Raw genomic sequence first — 20245 nt, 5'->3', positions numbered from 1 at the left:
GGTGCGCCCGAGGTCAACGGGTGTTCACGGTCGGGCAACTCCGAAGCGGGGTCCGGTCAGGTCGCCCACCGCCACGTGGACGGCGCGCAGGTCGCTGTAGAAGTCGATGCTGTGCGCACCGCCCTCCCGGCCGACGCCGCTGGCCTTGATGCCGCCGAACGGGGTGCGCAGGTCCCGCACGTTGTGCGAGTTGACCCACACCATCCCGGACTGCACGGCCCGCGCCACGCGGTGGCCGCGCTGGAGGTCCGACGTCCACACGTAGCCCGCCAGGCCGTACTTGGTGGCGTTGGCCAGCGCGACGGCCTCCTCCTCGGTGTCGAACGGCGTCACGCACACCACCGGGCCGAAGATCTCCTCCTGGAACACCCGCGCGTCCGCCGGCACGTCGGCGAACACCGTGGGCGACAGGAAGTTGCCCGACGGCAGGTGCTCGGGTCGCGAGCCGCCGGCCACCAGGCGGGCCTCCTGCTTGCCGATCTCCACGTACTCCAGCACCCGCGCGTAGTGCTCGGGGTGGATCAGCGCGCCCACCTCGGTCGCCGGGTCCGACGGCAGGCCGACCCGCACGGCCGACGCGCGGGCCGCCAGGGCCTCCACGAACCGGTCGTAGATCTCCCGCTGCACCAGCACCCGCGAGGACGCCGTGCAGCGCTCGCCGTTGAGCGAGAACACGCCGAACACGGCGGCGTCCACCGCCCGGTCGAAGTCGGCGTCGGCAAAGACCACGCACGGCGACTTGCCGCCCAGCTCCATCGACACCTCCTTGAGGTGCTCGGCGGCCGTGCGCATGATGATCTGCCCGGTGCCGCTCTCGCCGGTGAACGACAGGCGCGGCACGTCCGGGTGCGCCACCAGGGCCGCGCCCGCCGACTCGCCGATGCCGTGCACCAGGTTGAACACGCCCTCCGGCACGCCCGCCTCGGCCATGATGCCGGGCAGCAGGCTCGCCGACAGCGGCGACCACTCGGCGGGCTTGAGGACCACCGTGCAGCCCGACGCCAGCGACGGCGCGAGCTTCCAGGTCTCCAGCATGAACGGCGTGTTCCACGGCGTGATCAGGCCCGCGACGCCGGCCGGCTGCCGGATCGCGTAGTTGACCTGCTTCTCGCCCACGAGGTAGGCGTCCTCGTGCTGCGCCACGATCACGTCGGCGAAGTAGCGGAAGTTCTCCGCCGCGCGGTGCGCCTGGCCCTTGGCCTGGGTCACCGGCAGGCCGGTGTCGAACGTCTCCAGCTCCGCCAGCCGGTCGGCGCGGGACTCGATGGCGTCCGCGATCCGGTTGAGCACCTTGGCGCGCTCGCGGTCGGACAGCCGGGGCCACGGGCCCTCGGTGAACGCGCGGCGCGCGGCGGCCACGGCGGCGTCGACGTCGGCGGGGCCACCGGCGGCCACGCGGCCGTACTCGGTGTCGGTCACCGGGTCGGCGACGGCGAACGTCGCGCCGTCGACCGACGGGACGTCCTTGCCGTCGATGTGGTGCAGCAGCTCGGTGGGCAGGTTGTCCGGCTTCTTCACGGTGCTCATGCGTTCACTCCAGACGGGACGAGCAGGTCGGCGGCCTGCGCGCGCAGCGCGTTGATCTTCTCCAGCCCGGCCGGGGTCGGCTGGACCAGCGGCGGGCGGACGTGGGCGCTGGAGATGCGGCCCAGGTCGGCCAGGACGTGCTTGGCGGGCGCCGGGTTGGTCTCCACGAACAGCAGCTCCACCAGCGGGTGCAGCCGGTAGTGCAGGTCGATCGCGCCCTCGTGGTCGCCCTCGACGTACAGCTCGTACATCCGCGCCACGGCGGCGGGCGCGAGGTTGGCCAGCGCGCTGACGAACCCGCGACCGCCGATGGCCAGCAGCGGCAGGCACAGCAGCTCGATGCCCGACCACATCAGGAAGTCGCGCCCGCACTTGTGCAGCACGTGCGAGAAGTGCTCGAAGTCCTTGGTGGTCTCCTTGATGCCCACGATGTTGTCGTGGGCGTGCCGCAGCTTGGCCACGGTGTCCGGCGCGATGTCCACGGCCGTGCGGGACGGCACGTTGTAGATCACGATCGGCAGGTCGGGGAACTCCCGCGCCACCGCGTCGTACCACGCGAACAGGCCCTCCTGGGTCGGCCTGCTGTAGTACGGGGTGATGACCAGCGCGAGGTCCGCGCCCAGCTTGCGCGCCTCGTCGGTCAGCTCCAGCGTGTGCTTGAGCGTGACCGCGCCGGTGCCGGGCAGGAACGGGATGGCGTCGCCGAGCTCCTCGGCCACCACGCGCATCGCGGTGACGCGCTCCTCCAGCGACTGCGCGCTGGGCTCGCCGGTCGAGCCGCCGATGGACACGCCGTGCGAACCGGACTCCTTCTGCCAGCGCACCAGCGCGCGCAGGCTGTCGGTGTCCAGTTCGCCCTCGGCGGTGAACGGCGTGACGACGGGCGCGATGGAGCCGCGGATCGACGCCGGGTCGGAACGGAACCTCATGTCGGGAACTCCACTGAGAGCGGGGCCGGGGACCTCTCGTCCACGGCCCGGAGGGTGTTGAGCTTGTGCTCGCGGGCGAAGCGCTCCACGTCCTCGGCGGGTGCCTCGGCGCGCAGGAGGCGCAGGAGTTCGGCGTGCTCGGCGACCGACTCGCGGGCGCGGCCGGGCACGAGGCTGAACGTGGTGCGCCTGCTCATGTCCAGCCGCGCCCACTCCTTGCCGATCAGCTCGCGCAGCCGGGGGTTGGGCGAGCCGTCGCACAGCAGCAGGTGGAACTCGCGGTTGAGCCGGGTGAAGCCGAGCGGGTCGAACTCCACCAGGGACGCGGCCATCAGGTCGTTGAGGTGCGCGGCGCGGTCGAGCTGCGCCGCGGACAGCCGGGCGTGCGCCACCGCGTGGCCCTCCAGGAGCGCGAGGGTCTCCATCGTGTGCCGGTAGGCGTCCGGGTCGATGTCGGCGACCTGCGCGCCGACGTTCGGCTCGAACACCACCCAGCCCTCGGCCTGGAGCCGGCGCACGGCCTCCCGCACCGGGACCGGGCTGACGCCCAGCTCCCGCGCGATCCGGTCGAACACCAGCCGCGCGCCGGGGCCGTAGCGCCCCTCGACGATCCGGTCGCGCAGCGTCTCGTACGCGTACTGGGTCTTCGAGCCGACGATCGCGGTCACTCCGACCACCGCTCGTACTCGGCGCGCTTGGCCGCGCCGAGCGGGTACAGGCCGTCGATCGGCTCGCCGTCGGCGACGCGCTCCAGGATGAACCGCTCCTCGCGCTCCATCGCCACGGCGTCGGCGGCGACCTCGTCCACCAGCGCGGGCGGGATCAGGATGACGCCCTCGGCGTCGCCCACCAGCACGTCGCCCGGCCGCACCAGCACGCCCGCGCAGGCCACGTCCACGCCGACCTCCCACGGCACGTGCCGACGACCCAGGACGGCCGCGTGCGCGCCCGCGCTGTAGGCGGGCAGGTCGAGGCCCTCGAACGCCGGGCTGTCCCGCAGGCACCCGTCGGTGACCACGCCCGCCGCGCCGCGCTTGACCGCGCGCAGCGCGAGGATGTCGCCGAGCGTGCCCGCGCCGTGGTCCTCGCGGGCGTCGATGACCAGCACCTGGCCGGGCCCGATGGACTCGACCGCGCGCTTCTGGGCGTTCATGCCGCCGCCGCGCTCGGCGAACTGGTCCTCGCGCAGCGGGAGGAACCGGAGCGTGTGCGCGGTGCCGACCATGCGCAGGTCGGGCCGCGCGGGCCGCAGGCCGGTGAGGAACGTGTGGTGCAGCCCGCGCTTGCGGAGCTGGCTGGACAGCGTCGCCGTGGACACCGAGCGCAGCGCCGCCTCGGTCTCCGGCTTGATCGCCGGCACGGCGCCGCCGACGGCCGCCGCCCGGTCCTCGCGGGTGACCCTGGGCCGCGCGCCGGGCTTGGCCAGCGGCTCGACCTCGCGGACCGTGTTGCGCAGCCGCTCGGTGTCGTTGACCGCCACCTCGACCACGTCACCGGGCGCGACGACGGTCGCGCCGGTCGGGGTGCCGGTGAGGATGATGTCGCCGGGCTCCAGCGTCACGTTCCGGCTCAGGTCGGCGATCAGGTAGGCGAAGTCGAACAGCAGGTCGCCGGTGTTGTCGTCCTGCACCAGCTCGCCGTTGACCCACGTCCGCAGCCGCAGGTCGCGCAGGTCGACCTCGCGCGGGTCCAGCAGCACCGGGCCGACCGGCGTGTAGCCGTCCGCGCCCTTGGAGCGCAGGTTGGAGCCGCGGTCGGCGTAGCGCAGGTCGTGCACGCCGAAGTCGTTGGCCGCGGTGATGCCGCCGATGTAGTCGGCCGCCGCGTCGCGGGGCACCCGCGACGCGCGCTTGCCGATGACGAGCGCGATCTCGCCCTCGAAGGCCGACAGCTCGGTGCCCTCGGGCCGCACGAGGTCGCGGCCCGTCCAGGACAGCGACGACGGCGGCTTGAGGAAGTACGACGGCTCGTCCGGGAACCGGCCCCGCTCGGCCGCGCGGCTGCGGAAGTTGAGGTGCACGGCGATGATCTTGGTGGGCGCGAGGCCCAGGGGGTGCGTCATGCCTTGAGCCCGTCCGGGATGGGGAAGTCGACGATGACCTGACCGGTGCCGCTGCTCGGGAAGTAGTCGCACAGCTGCTCGCCGTGGCCGGTGTAGCGGTCCCAGCCGAGGATGCCGAACAGCATCGCCGTGTCGGCCATCGCGGCCTCGCCGGTGAACCGCTCGTTGTAGGCGGGCAGCGCGGCCAGGAACTCCGCGATGTGGCCGTTGCGCCACTGGTCGAGCACCAGGCGGTCGGCCTGCTCGTTGATCGGGTTGCTGATCTTGTCCAGGTACTCCGAGGAGACCTCGTTCGGCGGGAACTGGTGCGACAGCGAGCCGCTGGCCAGGAACGCCACCTTGCGGTCGCTGCGCAGCACGGCCCGCGCGATCGCCTCGCCGACCCGGCGGTTCTCGTCGATCGTGGAGTAGATGTTGCAGCCCACCGGCACCACCGCGAGCGGGTCCTCCTCGCGGTTCATGAAGTGCATCGGCACCAGCGTCGCGTACTCCAGGCCGAGGTCCTTGACGTCGTGGACCATCGACTTCTGGCCGCCGGCGTTGATCTCCTCGCCGATCAGCCGCGCGAGGTCGGGCCCGCCGGGGTAGTCGTACTCCAGGTCGTGGATGAAGTGCGGCAGCTCGTGCGACGCGTAGCTGCCCTGGTGCCGAGCCTTCCCGTTGATGTGGAAGCTCATGCTGTTCATCCAGTGCGAGTCGGCCACCACGAAGGTGTCCGCGCCGCGCTCCCGCGCCCGTCGCCCCACCTCGGCCAGCCCGACCTCGGCGTGCCTGCGGATGCCGTGGTGCTTGCCGGTTTGGATGGACAGCCAGATCGACGGCACATGCGTGATCTTCGCTGCCAGCACGACCTCACCCATGAACACCTCCACATCGGGGATCGTGTAGCGGATCGAATACGATCCGTTCGCGGCGCACGCTGTCGTGACCGCTATCCAGGTGTAACAGGACGGCCGGGTGGTGATGTTGACCCAAGACGCACGCCCTTTGACTCCGCGCGCACCGGCTGGTGACCCCATTCACGACTCTGCAACGAACTCTTGACGAACGGGCGATGGCGGACGACTGTCCCTGTCACCCAGTGTTACCCGAGCCACGGTGTGAACCCGACCACCGTCCCAGCGCAGGTCCAGGAGGGCGACGATGTCCTACGTGCTGACCACCGCCGGTGTGCCCGCGACGCAGCAGTTCGACCTCTGGCAGTCGGCCGTGTCGCAGACCTTCGTGCCCCTGGAGGCCACCACCGGCGAGCACTCGGCGTTCCGCGGCCGGTTGCGCGGTCAGAACCTCGGCAGCATCTCCGTGTACGAGGCGTCGGCGGACGCGCACACCGTGCGACGGACGGCGCGCGCGATCTCCCGCGCCGCGCCGGACTACTACAAGCTCTCGCTCCAGCTGCACGGCTCCGCCAAGCTCAGCCAGGACGGCAGGCAGGCGGCGCTGCGCCCCGGCGACTTCGCCATCTACGACACCACCCGGCCGTACGCGCTGGCCTTCGACGACGTGTCGTCCACCCTGGTGCTGATGTTCCCCCGGTCCATGCTGTGCCTGCCGTCCGGGCAGGTCGAGCAGCTGACCGCGGTCCGGTTCGCGGGCGGGCAGGGCGTGAGCGGGATCGTCAGCACGACGCTCGTGCAGCTCGCGCGCAACATCGACGACCCGCAGGTGCACGGCAGCGTCCGGTTGGCGCGCAACGTGGTCGACCTGCTCGGCACCGCGCTGGCCGACCAGGTGGACTACACCGACGTGCCCGCCGAGACGTCCCGCGCGGCGATGCTGGTGAAGATCAAGTCGTACGTCGAGGCGCACCTGGAGGACCCGGAGCTGTCACCCGGCGACATCGCGGCGGCGCACCACATCTCCACGCGGTACCTGCACAAGCTGTTCAGCGAGGCGGGGACGACGGTGTCCGGCTGGATCAGGCACCGCAGGCTGGAGCGCTGCGGGCAGGACCTCGCCGACCCCGGCAAGAACCAGCTCGCGATCGGCGTCATCGGCGCGCGGTGGGGCCTGGTCGACGCCTCCTACCTGAGCCGGGCGTTCAAGACGGAGTACGGCCTGTCCCCGTCGGAGTACCGGCGGCGCAGCGTCCAGCACCGGGCGGGTTGAGCCGCGCGCCGGGTGGGTTCGACCGTGCGCCGGGCGGGTTGACAGCGGCGCAGCGGACGCGCTGACGGTCAAACGCCGTGCGCCCGCAGCCAAGCTTCCGGGTCGTCCGGCGGCCCACACTGACCCGCGATCAGTCAGTGGAGGGAGTCGACATGCGCGCGACAAATCTTTACATCGGCGGACAGTGGACCGCCGGAGCCGGGGAGTTCACCACCACCGACCCCGCCACGGACGAGCCGCTCGCGGTGTGCGCCGACGCGAGCGCGTCCGACGTGGACGCCGCCGTGACCGCCGCCCGCGAGGCCCTGCCGGGCTGGGCGGCGACCCCGGCCACCGAGCGCGCGGCGCTGCTGTGGCGGCTGGCCGACCTGATCGAGGCCGACGCCGAGAAGCTCGCCGAGCTGGAGACGCGCGACCAGGGCCAGCCGCTGGGCGTGGCGCGGGCGGTCACCGTGACCGGCACGGCGGAGCACTTCCGGTACTTCGCCGGGTGGGCCACCAAGCTGGACGGCGCGGTGCGCTCGGTGTCGTTCCCGAACACGCTCCAGTTCGACCGGCGCGTGCCGGTCGGCGTGTGCGCGCTCATCGCGCCGTGGAACTTCCCGCTCATGATCATGGCGTGGAAGCTGGCGCCCGCCCTGGCGTGCGGCAACACCACGGTCATCAAGCCCGCCGAGCAGACGCCGCTGACCACCGTGCGCCTGGTCGAGCTGTGCGTCGAGGCGGGTTTCCCGCCCGGCGTGGTCAACCTGGTGACCGGCGGCCCGGAGACCGGCAAGGCCCTGGTCCGCCACCCCGGCGTGGACAAGGTGTCGTTCACGGGCTCGACGTCGGTGGGCCGCGACATCGTGGCGGCGTCGGCGGCGGACCTCAAGCGGGTGACGCTGGAGCTGGGCGGCAAGACGCCGACCGTCATCGCGCGGGACGCCGACATCGACGCGGCCGTGCAGGGCACCGTCGCGGGCGGCCTGCTCAACAGCGGCCAGGTGTGCGCGGCCTACGCCCGGCTGTACGTCGACAAGGCGCGGCAGGACGAGTTCGCCACCAAGCTGTCCACCGCCGTCTCCGGGCTGCGCCTGGGCGCGGGCCTGCACCCGGACACCGACCTCGGCCCGCTGGTGAGCGCCGAGCACCGCGAGCGCGTGGACGGCTTCGTGCGCGGCGCGGTCGCCGAGGGCGCGGACCTGCTGACCGGCGGCGCGCCCGCCGACGGCCCCGGCCACTTCTACCGGCCGACCGTGTTCGGCGCCGTCCAGGACCGCATGACCATCGCGCGGGAAGAGGTCTTCGGGCCGGTGCTGGCGGTGCTGGACTACGACGACGAGGACGAGCTGCTGAGCCGCGTCAACGACTCGCCGTACGGCCTGGCGGCGTCGGTGTGGAGCAACGACCTCCGCACGGCGCACCGCCTGGCGGACGGCATCCGGGCCGGCGCGGTGTTCGTGAACATGCCGTGCGTGCCGGACGCCGCCGCGCCGTGGGGCGGTTTCCGGTCCAGCGGCTGGGGCCGCGAGATGGGCCCGTACGCGATCGACGCGTACACCGAGATCAAGGGTGTCTGGATGCACCACGGCTGAGCCGTCCGACGCGCGCGTCCCGGCCGGTGCCGGGACGCCGTACGCGAATCCGTCCCGTCGCCGTCGGGTGGCGGGACGGGTTCGCGGCGGAGGAGCCCGAACCTGCGGTCGAGCGGGCAGTTGGGCCTGAAGGCCGTCGAGGATCGTCCGGAGACCGGTTTCGAGGTCTTGGCCGGACGCGGTGACGGGGTCGTCATCGACCTGTGCTTGGCGGCGCCGGCTTCGCTCGACCCGGCCGGGAGCGGGGTCGGTCGGACCTTGTCGTGGGTCTTCCAGCCGGTCGTCCTCGTCCTCGGGTGCGTCATCATGCCCGGCGAGGTGTTCGTCGACGACGGCGTTCGGCGCCGGTCGGGATATGCGCTTCCGCCGATTCCGTTACCCGTGGCGTCCACGGCGCGTATTCCGACAAATCCGGAATGGCGTGGCTGGATGGAATATCCAGCCATTCGAGTGGTCTCCGCCGGATTGGCGGTTTCCGTTGCCCGGCGGCCGGTTATTCTCCGAATTCCCGACGGGGTGGCGGAGGGGCTGTGGGCGGTTACGAGGTCGACCTGGCGGGCTTGCGGAAGGCCGCCGCGGCGGCGGCGTCCGCCGGTGAGCAGGCCGGGCGGATCGGGCTGGGCGACGCACCGCGGGGCGTGCCCGGCGCGCTGCCCGGTTCGGAGGCCGCCGCGACCGCGCCGAAGCTCGCGGACGCGTGGGACCGGCGGCTGGCCGCCTGGTCGGCCGAGGTCGCCGCGTTCGCCGCGGGCCTGTCCGCCTCCGCCGACCGGTACGCCACCGACGAGGCGGCGGCGGCGCGGGACTTCTCCCTGCTGGGCGGGTTCTTCGGCGGTGCCGGGTGACGGCGTCCTACGACGAGGTCCGCCGGTGGGACGCCGAGGCGCTGGAGGACGCGGCCGAGGTCATCCGGAGCCGGAAGGACCAGCTCATCGGGCTCCAGGACGAGCTGGACGGCGCGTTCGGGCCGCTGCTGTGGCACGGCGGGAGCGCCACGGCCGCGCGTGGCGCGCTCGCCGCGGTCAAGGACCGGGCCGAGCACCTGGTGGCCGAGGCGGGTTCGGTGCAGCGCGCGCTGTACGAGGCGGCCGACGCCGTGTCGGCGCTGATCCGGCTGGTGGAGGACACCGAGTCGACCGCGCGCGCGAACCGGTTCGGCATCGACGCGGCCGGCGCCGTGCGGGACGAGGCGCCCGACGACCCCGACGCCGAGGGCCGGGCGCGGGTCGCCGCCGAACTCGCCGACGGCGTGCGCCGCGTCCTGGACGAGGCGCGGGAGATCGACCGGGGCCTGACCGCCGCGCTGGCCAAGGCCGAAGCGGCGCAGGTGTCCGACGGTGGCGCGACCGGACTCGCGGCGGCCGACCCGAGCGCCCGCACCGCCGACGGCGGATTCCGGGTGGGGCCGCCGGAGGAACCGCACGTGCGTTTCGACGAGGATTTCTCCTACGGTTCGGCGGAATCGACGGCGGCAGACCACCTGAGCAAGGTGGAATGGCTCGCGAAATTGCGCGGGGCGCAGGCGCTGGGCCAGTTGCCGGACGCGACGCGGATGTACGAGCACTACTGGGGGAACACCGGCGAGCCACGCGGGTTCGACTACGAGAAGGCGTACCGGGAGGACTCGGGCATCCGCGCGGGCGTCGACGCGGAGATCACGCGGGCCGCCCACGCCGCCGAGGAGCTGATCCGATCCGGCCGCACGGACTTCCCGATGACCGGTCAGCCGTCCACCGCCGAGCCGTACCCGAGGACGGAGAACTGGCAGAAGGCGGTCGGCGGCTACCAGGTGTGGAGCCACGGCGACGTGCGGGTCGACGGGAACCGGGTCACCATGACGGTGACCGTGGAGGCCGAGGACCGGTACAACTTCAACCGCGGCCAGCACGACATCGCGACCGAGGTGGGCGACGACGAGAACGGCCGGTTCACCGAGGTCGGCTGGGCGAAGCCGTTCGACACGCACGGCTCGCTGACGAGGACCGTCAGCTGGGAGCTGGGGCACCCGCCCGAGGGCGTGCCGGGCCAGGACGTGGACGCGCGCGGCCGGGAGCGCGAGCGCGGGTCGACGCCGGACAACCCGAGGGAGCGGCGCTAGTGGGCGGTTCGACCGGGGTTCGGCCGTGGGTGGTCGGGGTGGCGGCGGCGGTCTCGCTGGCGGTGGCGGTGCTCGTCGCCGTGGCGGGTTACCGCCTGGTGACGAGGGGAGCGGAGCCGATGGGGGGCGTCGGAGCGGCCAAGACCGGGGTGGACGAGGTGCGCGAGGACCTGGAGCCGCTGCGGAAGCGGTTCCCGCCGTTGGCGGGTGCGACGGGTGCGCGGTGGATGTCGGGCACCTACGGCCGGGGCGACGCGCCCGGACCCTCGACCTACTGGATCGACGCCGTGGTGACGCTGCCCGCCGACGAGGTGCGGCGGCTGGTCGCCGCGCACGGCCCGACCGCGCAAGGCAGGTCGCCGGAGGTGGTCGCCGGGCTGCGGGAGCGGGTGCCCGCCGGTCCGTTCCTGACCGGCGAGGCGTTCGACCGGGCGTTCACGCACGAGCGGTGGACGGCGTCGGCCTTCCTCGACGAGCGGTCCGGGCAGGTCGTGGTGGTCGCGACCGGGACCTGAGCGCGTCCGGTGCGGTGGGGTGGCTCCCAGAAGAGGTCCGGTGCAGGAGAGGTCCGGTACGGGTCAGGTCCGGTGCGGGTCAGATCCAGTACGGGTCGGCGCCGCGGGTCAGGCGGAGCAGGGAGCCGACGCCGCGGGGGTCCGACGAGGGCCGCACGAAACCGGCTCGCGCGGCGATGCCCGCGGCCTCGCCGCGCGACTGGCAGTCGAGCTTGGTGAGCAGGCGCTCGACGTAGGTCTCGACGGTGCGCCTGCTGACCACGAGGCTCTCCGCGATCGCCTGGTTGGACAGGCCGGCCACCAGGCCGGTCGCGATGTCCAGTTCGCGCGCCGTGAGCCCGGACGGGTTCTCGAACGGCGCGCAGGCCGCCACGACGCCGTTGCGCGGCCCGTCGACCACCCGCAGCAGGCGCACGCGGTACCAACCGTCCTTGGCGGGCCACAGGAACGGCACCGTGCGCACGCCGAGCGTCGAGAAGGACTCCGCCACCGCCCGCAGGGCCGGGTCGTCGGCGAGCGCGGCGGGCGAGCGGCCGGCCACCGGGCCGACGGCGGGCACCAGCCAGCTCGCCGTCCACTCCGGACCGAACCACGTGTCGAACGACGGGCAGTGCAACGGGTCCACGCGACGGGCCAGCACCGAGCCCAGCTCGCCGACGAACCGCCGCGCCTCCTCGTCGAAGGCCGCCCGGACCGAGGCGTTGGCGTGTAAGACGCCCACCACCTGCTCGCGACCGCCCATGCGCAGCACCGCCGACAGCCCGTCCTCGAAGCCGGCGGGCCGCAGGCGCTCCTGGTAGTGCGGCGAGTCGCGGAAGTTGTGCGGCATGTCGTCCATGAGCAGCGGCACGGCGGAGTCGAACAGCTGACCGCCCCAGCGGGTGCGCGGCAGCTCGTGCGCCAGCTCCTGGCTGATCGAGTGGTTGTAGCCGTCCTCGGCCATCACCACGAAGCCCCGCGACACGGGGTCGTACCCGGTGACCTGCACGGCGCACATCTCCGGCAGCGCCATCCGCAGGGCGGCGAAGACCTCGCCCCACTCCACGGCGGCACCGCTGCCCAGGGCGGAGCCGATGCGCACCGCTGAAGCCACTTTCGTGGTGTCCATCGCGCCTCCTAGGTAGGCGCACAACCTACGGCGTGTGACGTGACGCGGGCAATAGAGGAAATCCGCCGCCAACACCGGGGTGCGCCGCCGGTCAAGGCGTGTGCCGCGGTCGCCAATCGGCGGGGCTCCCACCGGTCCGCGGGCCGGCCGCAGGCTCGGACCGGCGGCCGGCGGACACCTGCCGGCGGCCGGGGTCCGGCGGCTTCGCGTCCGACGGCCCGGCCGGTGATCCCGATCTCACCCGTTCGCACCCGGAACGCGTGCGCCCGTTCGGGATCGCGCTACCCGCGCACCCTTCGAACCACCATCACGCCACGCCTGGAATCGCCGCGCCCCGAGCCGCCGCGCCCGGCCCCGCCGTTCCGGGCGGCGTCGCGCCTGGTCCCGCGACCTTCCCGAGCCGCCACGCTCGATCCCGCCGCGCCGGGCATCGCCGCGTCCGGTGCCGCCGCGTCCGGTGCTGTCGCGTCCGGTGCTGTCGCGTCCGGTGCCGTGGCGTCCGGCAGTGCCGCGACCGCGACCGCAGGCTCCGGTTCGGTGTCAGCGCATCGGCGCCCGGCGGCAGGTCACCGGATCGCCTCCTGCGCGAACGCCGCCCGCAGGGCCGCCGCCGCCCGCGCGTGGGCCTCCGCCGAGATGCTGAGCCGGTCGACCAGCAGCGCGAAGAACCCGTTGATCTGGCCCTCGTAGCGGAGCAGCGTCACCGGCACGCCCGCGTCCAGCAGCCGGTGCGCGTACTCCTCGCCCTCGTCGCGCAGCGGGTCGAACTCGGCGGTGAGCACCAGCGCGGGCGGCAGCCCGCCGAGGTGGGACGCCGCCAGCGGCGCGAGGTAGGGGTCGTCCAGGTCCGACGGGTCGCGCGGGTACTGCTCGAAGAACCACTCCATGCTCGCGCGGTCCAGGAAGTGGCCGCGGCCGTAGTCCACGTAGGACGGGCGGTCGCTCGGCGGCGCGGTCACCGGCGTCGCCAGCAGTTGCAGCGAGATCGGCGGGCCGTCGTGGTCGCGGGCCATCAGCGAGACCACGGCGGCCAGGTTGCCGCCCGCGGTCTCGCCCCCGACCGCGATCCGGCCGTCCGCGCCGATCTCCCCGCCGTGCGACGCGACCCACGTGAGGGCGGCGTAGGCGTCCTCGGCGGCGGCCGGGTAGCGGTGCTCGGGCGCGAGCCGGTAGTCCACCGACACCACGATCGTGCCGACCGCGTTGCACAGCGCCCGGCAGGTGGTGTCGTTCTCGTCCAACGACCCGATCACCCAGCCGCCGCCGTGGTACCACACCAGCGCGGGGAACGGGCCGTCGCCGTGCGGGGTGTAGATCCGCACCGGGATCTCGCCCGCCGGTCCGGGGATGGTGCGGTCGACGACCGAGTCGACCGGTTCGGGGTGCGGCGACGGTTGCCACGACTCGGCGAACGCGGCGCGCATCCGGGCGGGCGAGTCCTCGCCGAACGGCACCAGCCCGCCGCGGGCGTCGCTGGCGTCGATCACCGCCTTGGCTTCAGGGTGCAGCGGCATCGGGGGTGTCCTCCGTGTCCGGTCCCACGCCGAACCACCGCAGGACGGCGGCGGTCAGGCGCGAGACGTCGTTGTCGTCCTCGTCGTGCGACAGCGCGCCGCACCACCCGGTGGAGCCGGTCGCGAACACCGCGCCACCGCCGACGGTGGCGAACAGCGTCGGGTCGGCGGCGTCGGTCGCCGACGAGGCCGCGTCGCCGAGCGCCGCGCCGTCGAGTCCCGCGCCGCCGAGCACCGCGCCGTCGAGTCCCGCGCCGAAGTCGCCCAGCGGCCGGGTGCGCGGGATGCCATCGGGCACCGGGTGGCCGCCGACCACCTCGTGCGGGCGGCGGGCCGCGGTCGTGCCGACGCCGAACAGCCGGTGCGGCGGGCGACCGCGGTCCTGCCACCGGCCGCCCGGTTCGCCGGTGGCCGCCAGCACCAGCTCGCCCGGCTCGGCCTCCCACGGCCACGCGCCCGGACCGCCGCGCCGCAGCTCGACCAGGTGCGGCTGCCGGGGGTGCACGGCGGTGACCCAGTACCCCCCGTTGCCGCCGAGGTGGCCGAGCCTGCCGCCGCCGTGCAGGTACGCGGTGGCGGCGTCGAGCATCGCGCCCGTCCAGCACTCGGGGCGGCTGCCCGTCACGACGGCCCGGTAGCCCTCCAGCGCGGCGAGGCCGTCGGCGTGCAGGTCGTGGTCGGTGACCACGTCGAACGCGAAGCCCTGCCGCCGCAACCAGCCCACGAGGTGGAGGTCCGCGCTGTACTGGTGCGGCGCGCCGGTGTGGCGGAGCACGTGGTCGTCCCGCAGGCCCAGCAGCGGGCGGCGCAGCGACGCGGTGGCCACGCCGCTGCCGTCGGTGTGCCGGTCGCACGGGCTGTGCAGCAGGTTGTCGCGGGCGAACGGCGCGGCGACCTCCGCCGGGTCCTCCGGCCGGTGCGGCAGGCGCACGTGTTCGAGCGCGTGGACCAGGTAGCTCAGCGTCGGGACCAGGAACGCCAGCCGGGCCGACGGCGCACGCGGTCGCACGAAGAACGGCAGCCGGTCCACGCCCTCCGCGGTGCGCAGCTCCACCGCGTAGCAACCGCTGGGCAGGTCCTCGGGCAGCGCGACCTCCAGCACCGGCGGCCAGCCGCAGTCGGCGAGGTCGTCGGAGTGGAAGTGCACGGCCGCGTAGCCCCGGTCGGCGAACCGGTGGTCCGGCACGTCGCCGGTCCAGTCGTGCCCGGTGACGCCGCGCAGCGGGTGGTTGTGCAGCGTGCCGTGCCGCCCGTCGACCAGCTCCAGCAGGGCGTCGCCGCCGATGTCGTGCGACAGCTCCCAGTGCGCCCGCGCGCCCAGGTGCCAGGCGGACCGCGTGTCGGCGACCAGCCAGTCCAGCTGCGTGCGCAGCTCGGTGAACACCGTGGGCCCGTCCAGCTTGCCGTCGAAGTGCCCGCCCACCTCGCCGCCGACCCGGCGCGCGGCGAACAGCATCGGCGCGCCGCCGGTGACCAGCCGCCCCGCCGGTGGCGCGGTGGTGACGACGTCGGCCTCGTCGGCGAGGCGGTCGCGCGCCCGGACCTCCAGTCGCGCACCGCACTCCGGGCTGTACCCGCCGACCACGAAGTACCAGCGCCGCAGTCGCAGCCGCGGGCCGGCCACCCGGACGCACCCGTGCGCGGTGCGCGCGGCGAACTCCGGCGCGCCGTCGGGCCGCAGCACCAGCTCCGCGTGCGGACCGCACGTCGCGTCGCCCTGGCTGACCAACCCGGCCGGCGCGGCGGGCAGCGCCGTCGGCCACACCCACACCGCGAACGACACCGCCTCGCCCAGCACCGGCGGTCGCGGCACCAGCCCGTACGAGCCGCGCCGGAACTCCTGGTGCGGCACGCGGACCCGGTCCGGCAGGGCGACGTCGACCGGGGTGCGCACGGGCGCGGTCCCGTCGTGGTCGACGCGCAGCAGCCGCACCCGCGCGTCCGGGGTGGACGCGCCGGCGTGCACGGAGATCCGCTCGCCGGGCCGGGCGGTGAGCCGGTCGGTGTAGCCCACGACGGGTGCGCGGGTGTGGTCGACGGGCGCCATCTCATCCTCTCAGCAGCTGACCGCCGTCGATGGGCAGCACGGTCCCGGTGATGTGCCGCGCCTCCAGCGACGCCAGCAGCAGCACGGTCGGCACCAGGTCGTCGGTGTTGGCCAGCCGGCCGAGCGGGATGCGCTCGACCCAGGGCGCGCGGGCGGCCGGGTCGGCCATCGCGGAGGCCGTCAGCGGCGTTTCCACCGGGCCGGGCGCGACCGCGTTGACGCGGATGCCGTGCGGTGCCAGTTCCAGCGCCGCCGAGCGGGTCAGCGCGTTCATGGCCGCCTTGGTCGCCTCGTAGTGCCCGAGGCCGACGGTCGGCTGCAACGAGCCCGCCGAGCTGATGTGCACGATCGAGCCGCCGCGCCGGGCGGCGACCATCGCCTCGCCGACGGCCTGGGTGACCAGGAACGTGCCGCGCACGTTCACCGCGAGCACCGCGTCCATCGCCTCCACCGGCAGCGACATCAGCGGCGCCGCGCCGCCGACCACGCCCGCCGCGTGCACGAGCACGTCGAGCGGGCCCAGCTCGGCGATCGCCTTGGCCACGCCCGTGCGCACCGACTCCGGGTCGCGCACGTCCATGTGCACGGCGAGCCCGCCGAACTCCTCGGCGTTGCGCGCCAGGCCGACCGGGTCCACGTCCGCGATCGCGACCCGGTGGCCGCGCCCGGCCAGCGCCACGGCGATCGCGCCGCCGATGCCACCCGCCCCTCCGGTAACCAGCGCCACCATCACACGGCCTCCGCGATCACGAGGCGCGGCCCGCCGGCGAGCGGTCCGGCCGCCGGGCACGGCAGGCCGGCGCCGGTCGGCGGGAGGGCCCGCGCGGGCTGCCCGCCCGCCGCCCGGTCACGGCCACCGGTCGCGCGGGACCCGTCCGGCACGGTCGGCCCGCGCCGGGCGGCGTCCGCGCGGCGCGGGTGGTCCGGCGCATCGGACGGCGTCCGGCAGGTGCGCGGGACGGGCCGGGCGAGGCACGCCTCCGACACCGGTGTGTTGCGGTACCTGCCGTCGACGTGCTCCAGCAGCCCCAGGCCCACCAACGCGTCGGCGAGGACGCGGGCGGAGCGCTCCGGCAGCTCCGCGCGCTCGGCGAGCTCCAGCACGGTCGCCGGGCCGAGGCCCAGCGCCGCGAACACGCCGAGCCCGCCGTCGGCGGTCGGTAACTGCTCGGTGGCCTCGAATCCGGTCGTGACGGCCACCAGCGGAGTGGGGTCGGTCATCGGGTGTTCTCCTAGTCAAGTCCGGGGTCGACGACCGCCTTGACGGCGGCCATCGACGCCATGTCACGGATCGCCTGCTCCGCGCCCGCCAGCCCCACGGGCGGTGAGAACAGGGCGTCCCATTCGAAACGGCCGGCGAACGCCGACAGGAAGCGCAGTGCCCGCGCCAGGTCGCCCACGTCGCCGTTGAGCGACCCGACGACGGTGATCTCGCGGCCCATCACGACGTCCATCGGGACCGGCGCGGCCTGCGGACCGGCCAGCCCCACCACGACGTGCGTGCCGCGCTTGCCGCACATCAACACACCCTCGCGGTTCGCCGTCGGGGCGCCCGCGAAGTCCAGCACCAGGTCCGCGCCGCGCGCGCCGGTCAACTCCTCGACCTGCGCGACCCGCTCGTCCGGGTCGGTCACGTCGGTGACGTCGATCGTCGCGTCCGCGCCGTACTTCGCGGCCAGCGCGAGCCGGTTCGGCGGACCGCCCAGGGTGATCACCCGGCCCGCGCCCGCCGCGCGCGCCATCGCGGTGGCCACCAGGCCCAGCGGCCCGGAGCCCTGCACGGCCACCGTGGAGCCCGGCTCGACGCCGCCCGCGTTGGCGAACGCCCGCACCACGGTCTTCACCGCGCAGCCGGCCGCCGCCGCCCACGTGTCCGGCATCTCGGGGTCCAGCACGATGCGGTCCGCGCCCGGCGGCAGGTAGGCGTACTCGGACAGGCCGCCGATGGCGAAGGGCCAGCGGTCGGCCCGCTGGCCGAACCCGTAGCCCCGGTGGTCGCACAGCACGGGCTCGCGGAGCACCGTGCAGCCCTGGCAGTGCCCGCACACCGACTCCGACCACACGACGCGGCTGCCGATCTCCACCGGCTTGCCGAACGCGTCCCGCCCGGAGAGCGCGCCCAGCGCCACCACCTCGCCCGCCATCTCGTGGCCGAGGATGATCGGGGTCCGGACGAACGGCAGCACGCCCCGCCACAGGTGCGCGTCGGTGCCGCACAGCGTCGTGCTGGTGATCCGCACGATCGCCGAGCCGGGCGGCAGCTCGCGCGGCAGCGGCACCTCGGTCAGCTCCAGCGGCGCGTTGAAGTCCCGCAGCACCGCCGCGCGGGTCACGGCGGGGTGCGTCGCGGTGGGGCGCGGCACGGTGGGGCGCATCTACGCCCCCCGGTCGTGCAGGCCGGCGTCGACGTCGGCCGGGTTGGCGCGGAGCCCGGTGGAGCCGGTCGAGTGGGCGCGGAGCCCGGTCGGGCCGGTCGGGCGGGTGCGGGACCGGGTCGGGCGGGCCGGGTCGGCGCACGACCCGGAGCGGCCGGCCGGGTGGGCCCGGCACCCCGTCCGGTGGGTACGGGGCCCGGAGGAGCGGGTCGGCCTCGGCGCGACCCCTCCGGCGGCTCCGCCGGTGGTGGCCGACGGCGCCGGCGGGCGCGAGTCCCGAGCGTGGCACATGGTGGGCATCCCCTTTGCGATATCCGATCAGGCCATCGAGTCCCAGCGGTCCCGGCGGCGCGTCCACAGCAGGACGACGAGGATCACCAGGAACGGCAGGACACCGCGGTACTGCTGGAGCGCGACGACGGTGCTGGCGAGCCCCTGGAGCACCCCGAGGGCGACACCGCCGACGAACGTCCAGGCGAAGCTGCGGAACCCGCCGACCAGCGCGGCGGCCAGCGCCGGCGTGATCAGCAGGGCCTGCGAGCCGAAGTCGCCGGCCAGCTGCGGCGCGACGATCATGATCGCCAGGGCGCTGGCCGCGCCGGCCGTGCCCCACACGACCAGCGACAGTCGCGGCACCCGCACGCCGATCAGCTCGGCGGTGGTCGGCCGCTCCGCCAGCGCACGCAGCAGCAGGCCGACGCGGGTCCGCTTGAGCAGCATGGTGGGCAACACCGCGAACAGCACCGCGAGGGCCATCGTGACCACCGCGGTCCAGGTCACCACGACGCCGCCCACCGTGACGGCCGGGCTGTCGAACGGGCTGGGGAACCGGTGCGGGTGCTGTGCCCCGAACAGCCGCAACCCCACGGCGACGAGCCCGGTGAAGGCCGCGATGGTCACCGCGGCCTTCACGCCCTCGCTCGCCTCCGCGAACCAGCGCACCATCACCGCACCGAGCCCCATGTGCACCCCGGCGCCCACGACCAGGCCGCACAGGACGGCCGGGAACAGCGGCAGGCCCGCGTCGTGCAGCACGACCATCGCGAACGCGCCGAACGCGCCGACGGCGGCCTGCGCGAAGTTGACGACCGCGACGAGCCGGTAGGTGAGCAGGGTGGACAGCCCCATCAGGGCGTAGGCCCCGCCGGTGACCAGTCCCGCGATGGCCGCGGACAGTTGCAGCACAGCGGCCTCCGGTCAGGCGTCGGGCACGGTGACGAAGGTGTCGTCGACCACGACCCACCGCAGGCCGGTGAGCCGGACGATCTTGGAGCCCTGGTTCGGCGCGTGGGTCTGGCCGGGGCCGAACTCCCACGGCGTGCCCAGCATCGGGTCCTCGATCGGCGTCATGTCCCGGAGCGCGGCGTTGACCGAGTCGCGGGTGACGTCGCCGTCGATGGTCTTGAGCACCTCGACCAGGAACTTCGCGGACAGGTAGCCGCCCTGGGAGAACGCGGTGGCCTGCGCGCCCGCGCGGGACACGGTGTCGCGCCAGCCCTTGTTGGCCAGGCTCTCCGCGGTGAACGGCTCGAACTCGCTGCCCGCGTAGACGTTCAGGCCGAGACCGCCGACGGCCTTCGCCACGCTGTCGGTGTAGGCGGGCGCGAGCAGCAGGAAGTCCACGTCGTCCATGCCCTGGGTCTTCGCGGCCTGTAGCCACGGCACGACCAGCGACTCGGCCGGGTTGAACAGGATGGCGTCGCAGCCCGCCTGCTTGGCCTTGAGCAGGTACGGCGTGAGGTCGCCGCTCTGCGGCACGGTCAGGTCGTTGACCTTGAGCTTCTGGCCGCTGAGCCGCTCCCAGCGCGCCAGCGCCTCCTTGACCGCCTCCTCGTTGCCGGGCAGCAGGGAGCTGAAGTTGCAGACGTTCTTGTCGTTCAGCTTCTGCGTCGCGTGCAGCAGCACGGCGGTCATCAGCGTGAACGGCCCGACGTTGACCGGTGCGATGCTGGGGCTCTGGAAGCACTTCGGGGTGGCGGCGACCGCCATCACCGAGCTGATCTTCTGCTGCCGGTAGAACGCGTCGTTGACGTCGCAGTCGGTGAAGCTGGCGGAGCCCGCCATCGCGACCACGCCCGCGTCCGCCAGCTCGCGGGCGACCTGGGCGGTGCGCTGCGGGTTGCCCGCGTCGTCCTTGACGATGTACTCGATCTTCTTGCCGTTGACGCCGCCCGCCTCGTTGGCGTCGTCGAACACGCGTTGGGCGGTCTTGGCCACCTCGGCGGTGATGAACTGGCCGGTGAGACCGGCCACGGCACCGATCTTGATGGTGTCGTCGCCGCCGCTGCCGCAGCCCACGACGGCGGAGGCCGTGAGCGCGGCGGCGGCGAGCGCGGCGCCCGCCCTGAGGTGCTTCCTGATCACAATGCGTCCCTTCGGGGGAT

Annotated in this window: 18 protein-coding genes; 5 read left to right on the top strand and 13 right to left on the bottom strand. The window is 74.1% G+C overall.

Annotated features, from left to right (window positions below; all coding sequences use genetic code 11):
* Positions 1-24: 24 nt before the first annotated feature.
* Genes hpaE through hpaD form a run of 5 tightly spaced genes read right to left on the bottom strand, consistent with a single transcriptional unit; the run spans position 25 to position 5378 of the window.
* Positions 25-1527 carry a 5-carboxymethyl-2-hydroxymuconate semialdehyde dehydrogenase gene (gene hpaE, locus C8E97_RS22495; RefSeq protein WP_121007481.1) on the bottom strand — a complete coding sequence of 501 codons (1503 nt, stop codon included), beginning with the start codon at positions 1525-1527 and terminating at the stop codon, positions 25-27.
* A complete protein-coding gene (gene dapA, locus C8E97_RS22490; protein ID WP_121007480.1) occupies positions 1524-2456 on the bottom strand; it encodes a 4-hydroxy-tetrahydrodipicolinate synthase in 933 nt (310 codons plus the stop codon). The genes hpaE and dapA overlap by 4 nt, the downstream gene beginning before the upstream one ends.
* Positions 2453-3124: a GntR family transcriptional regulator gene (locus C8E97_RS22485; RefSeq protein WP_121007479.1), complete on the bottom strand. Its 672-nt coding sequence runs from the start codon at positions 3122-3124 to the stop codon at positions 2453-2455. Before C8E97_RS22485 ends, dapA begins: the two co-directional genes overlap by 4 nt.
* On the bottom strand, positions 3121-4518 hold the full coding sequence (locus C8E97_RS22480) for a fumarylacetoacetate hydrolase family protein (protein ID WP_121007478.1): 1398 nt from the start codon (positions 4516-4518) through the stop codon (positions 3121-3123). The genes C8E97_RS22485 and C8E97_RS22480 overlap by 4 nt, the downstream gene beginning before the upstream one ends.
* Entirely contained in the window at positions 4515-5378 is an 864-nt protein-coding gene (gene hpaD / locus C8E97_RS22475) for a 3,4-dihydroxyphenylacetate 2,3-dioxygenase (RefSeq protein WP_170211960.1), read from the bottom strand. Before hpaD ends, C8E97_RS22480 begins: the two co-directional genes overlap by 4 nt.
* A 283-nt stretch (positions 5379-5661) precedes the next feature.
* On the opposite strand from hpaD, the gene C8E97_RS22470 reads away from it, so the two are divergent.
* The 5 genes from C8E97_RS22470 to C8E97_RS22450 all read left to right on the top strand — a co-directional run bounded on the left by C8E97_RS22470 (position 5662) and on the right by C8E97_RS22450 (position 10817).
* The gene (locus tag C8E97_RS22470; RefSeq protein ID WP_121007477.1) at positions 5662-6627 is read left to right on the top strand and encodes an AraC-like ligand-binding domain-containing protein; all 966 of its coding nucleotides are present in this window, start codon (positions 5662-5664) and stop codon (positions 6625-6627) included.
* A gap of 152 nt (positions 6628-6779) precedes the next feature.
* The gene (locus C8E97_RS22465; RefSeq protein ID WP_121007476.1) at positions 6780-8204 is read left to right on the top strand and encodes an aldehyde dehydrogenase family protein; all 1425 of its coding nucleotides are present in this window, start codon (positions 6780-6782) and stop codon (positions 8202-8204) included.
* A 530-nt stretch (positions 8205-8734) separates the two neighbouring features.
* Positions 8735-9049, top strand: coding sequence for a hypothetical protein (locus C8E97_RS22460; protein WP_121007475.1), 315 nt, complete (start codon positions 8735-8737; stop codon positions 9047-9049).
* On the top strand, positions 9046-10302 hold the full coding sequence (locus C8E97_RS22455; protein ID WP_121007474.1) for a hypothetical protein: 1257 nt from the start codon (positions 9046-9048) through the stop codon (positions 10300-10302). Before C8E97_RS22460 ends, C8E97_RS22455 begins: the two co-directional genes overlap by 4 nt.
* Positions 10302-10817, top strand: a complete 516-nt coding sequence (locus C8E97_RS22450) for a hypothetical protein (protein WP_121007473.1) — start codon at positions 10302-10304, stop codon at positions 10815-10817. The genes C8E97_RS22455 and C8E97_RS22450 overlap by 1 nt, the downstream gene beginning before the upstream one ends.
* A gap of 79 nt (positions 10818-10896) precedes the next feature.
* On the opposite strand, the gene C8E97_RS22445 is transcribed toward C8E97_RS22450, so the two are convergent.
* From C8E97_RS22445 to C8E97_RS22405, 8 genes are all read right to left on the bottom strand, one after another.
* On the bottom strand, positions 10897-11925 hold the full coding sequence (locus tag C8E97_RS22445; protein ID WP_121007472.1) for a LuxR C-terminal-related transcriptional regulator: 1029 nt from the start codon (positions 11923-11925) through the stop codon (positions 10897-10899).
* Between the two features lie 566 nt (positions 11926-12491).
* Entirely contained in the window at positions 12492-13439 is a 948-nt protein-coding gene (locus C8E97_RS22440) for an alpha/beta hydrolase (RefSeq protein WP_121007471.1), read from the bottom strand.
* Positions 13423-15486 carry a N,N-dimethylformamidase beta subunit family domain-containing protein gene (locus C8E97_RS22435; RefSeq protein ID WP_121007470.1) on the bottom strand — a complete coding sequence of 688 codons (2064 nt, stop codon included), beginning with the start codon at positions 15484-15486 and terminating at the stop codon, positions 13423-13425. Before C8E97_RS22435 ends, C8E97_RS22440 begins: the two co-directional genes overlap by 17 nt.
* A gap of 1 nt (position 15487) precedes the next feature.
* On the bottom strand, positions 15488-16216 hold the full coding sequence (locus C8E97_RS22430; RefSeq protein WP_121012133.1) for an SDR family NAD(P)-dependent oxidoreductase: 729 nt from the start codon (positions 16214-16216) through the stop codon (positions 15488-15490).
* Complete coding sequence (locus C8E97_RS22425) at positions 16216-16707, bottom strand: methyltransferase family protein (RefSeq protein ID WP_121007469.1); 492 nt, start codon at positions 16705-16707, stop codon at positions 16216-16218. The genes C8E97_RS22430 and C8E97_RS22425 overlap by 1 nt, the downstream gene beginning before the upstream one ends.
* An 11-nt stretch (positions 16708-16718) precedes the next feature.
* Positions 16719-17861, bottom strand: a complete 1143-nt coding sequence (locus tag C8E97_RS22420; protein ID WP_121007468.1) for a zinc-binding dehydrogenase — start codon at positions 17859-17861, stop codon at positions 16719-16721.
* 318 nt (positions 17862-18179) lie between these two features.
* Positions 18180-19046 carry a branched-chain amino acid ABC transporter permease gene (locus C8E97_RS22410; protein ID WP_121007466.1) on the bottom strand — a complete coding sequence of 289 codons (867 nt, stop codon included), beginning with the start codon at positions 19044-19046 and terminating at the stop codon, positions 18180-18182.
* Between the two features lie 12 nt (positions 19047-19058).
* On the bottom strand, positions 19059-20225 hold the full coding sequence (locus C8E97_RS22405; protein WP_246019075.1) for an ABC transporter substrate-binding protein: 1167 nt from the start codon (positions 20223-20225) through the stop codon (positions 19059-19061).
* Positions 20226-20245 lie beyond the last annotated feature (20 nt).

It is taken from the genome of Saccharothrix australiensis (assembly GCF_003634935.1).
GTDB classification, from domain to species: Bacteria; Actinomycetota; Actinomycetes; order Mycobacteriales; family Pseudonocardiaceae; genus Actinosynnema; species Actinosynnema australiense.
The sequence above is the reverse complement of the archived record's forward strand: the minus strand, read 5'-3'. Positions and strand labels throughout refer to the sequence as shown.

Coding starts and splice junctions, on each gene's coding strand:
- C8E97_RS22420 (WP_121007468.1), bottom strand. CDS start 17,861: ATGCGCCCCACCGTGCCGCGCCCCACCGCGACGCACCCCGCCGTGACC.
- C8E97_RS22480 (WP_121007478.1), bottom strand. CDS start 4,518: ATGACGCACCCCCTGGGCCTCGCGCCCACCAAGATCATCGCCGTGCAC.
- dapA (WP_121007480.1), bottom strand. CDS start 2,456: ATGAGGTTCCGTTCCGACCCGGCGTCGATCCGCGGCTCCATCGCGCCC.
- C8E97_RS22430 (WP_121012133.1), bottom strand. CDS start 16,216: ATGGTGGCGCTGGTTACCGGAGGGGCGGGTGGCATCGGCGGCGCGATC.
- hpaE (WP_121007481.1), bottom strand. CDS start 1,527: ATGAGCACCGTGAAGAAGCCGGACAACCTGCCCACCGAGCTGCTGCAC.
- C8E97_RS22435 (WP_121007470.1), bottom strand. CDS start 15,486: ATGGCGCCCGTCGACCACACCCGCGCACCCGTCGTGGGCTACACCGAC.
- C8E97_RS22470 (WP_121007477.1), top strand. CDS start 5,662: ATGTCCTACGTGCTGACCACCGCCGGTGTGCCCGCGACGCAGCAGTTC.
- C8E97_RS22440 (WP_121007471.1), bottom strand. CDS start 13,439: ATGCCGCTGCACCCTGAAGCCAAGGCGGTGATCGACGCCAGCGACGCC.
- C8E97_RS22445 (WP_121007472.1), bottom strand. CDS start 11,925: ATGGACACCACGAAAGTGGCTTCAGCGGTGCGCATCGGCTCCGCCCTG.
- hpaD (WP_170211960.1), bottom strand. CDS start 5,378: ATGGGTGAGGTCGTGCTGGCAGCGAAGATCACGCATGTGCCGTCGATC.
- C8E97_RS22425 (WP_121007469.1), bottom strand. CDS start 16,707: ATGACCGACCCCACTCCGCTGGTGGCCGTCACGACCGGATTCGAGGCC.
- C8E97_RS22465 (WP_121007476.1), top strand. CDS start 6,780: ATGCGCGCGACAAATCTTTACATCGGCGGACAGTGGACCGCCGGAGCC.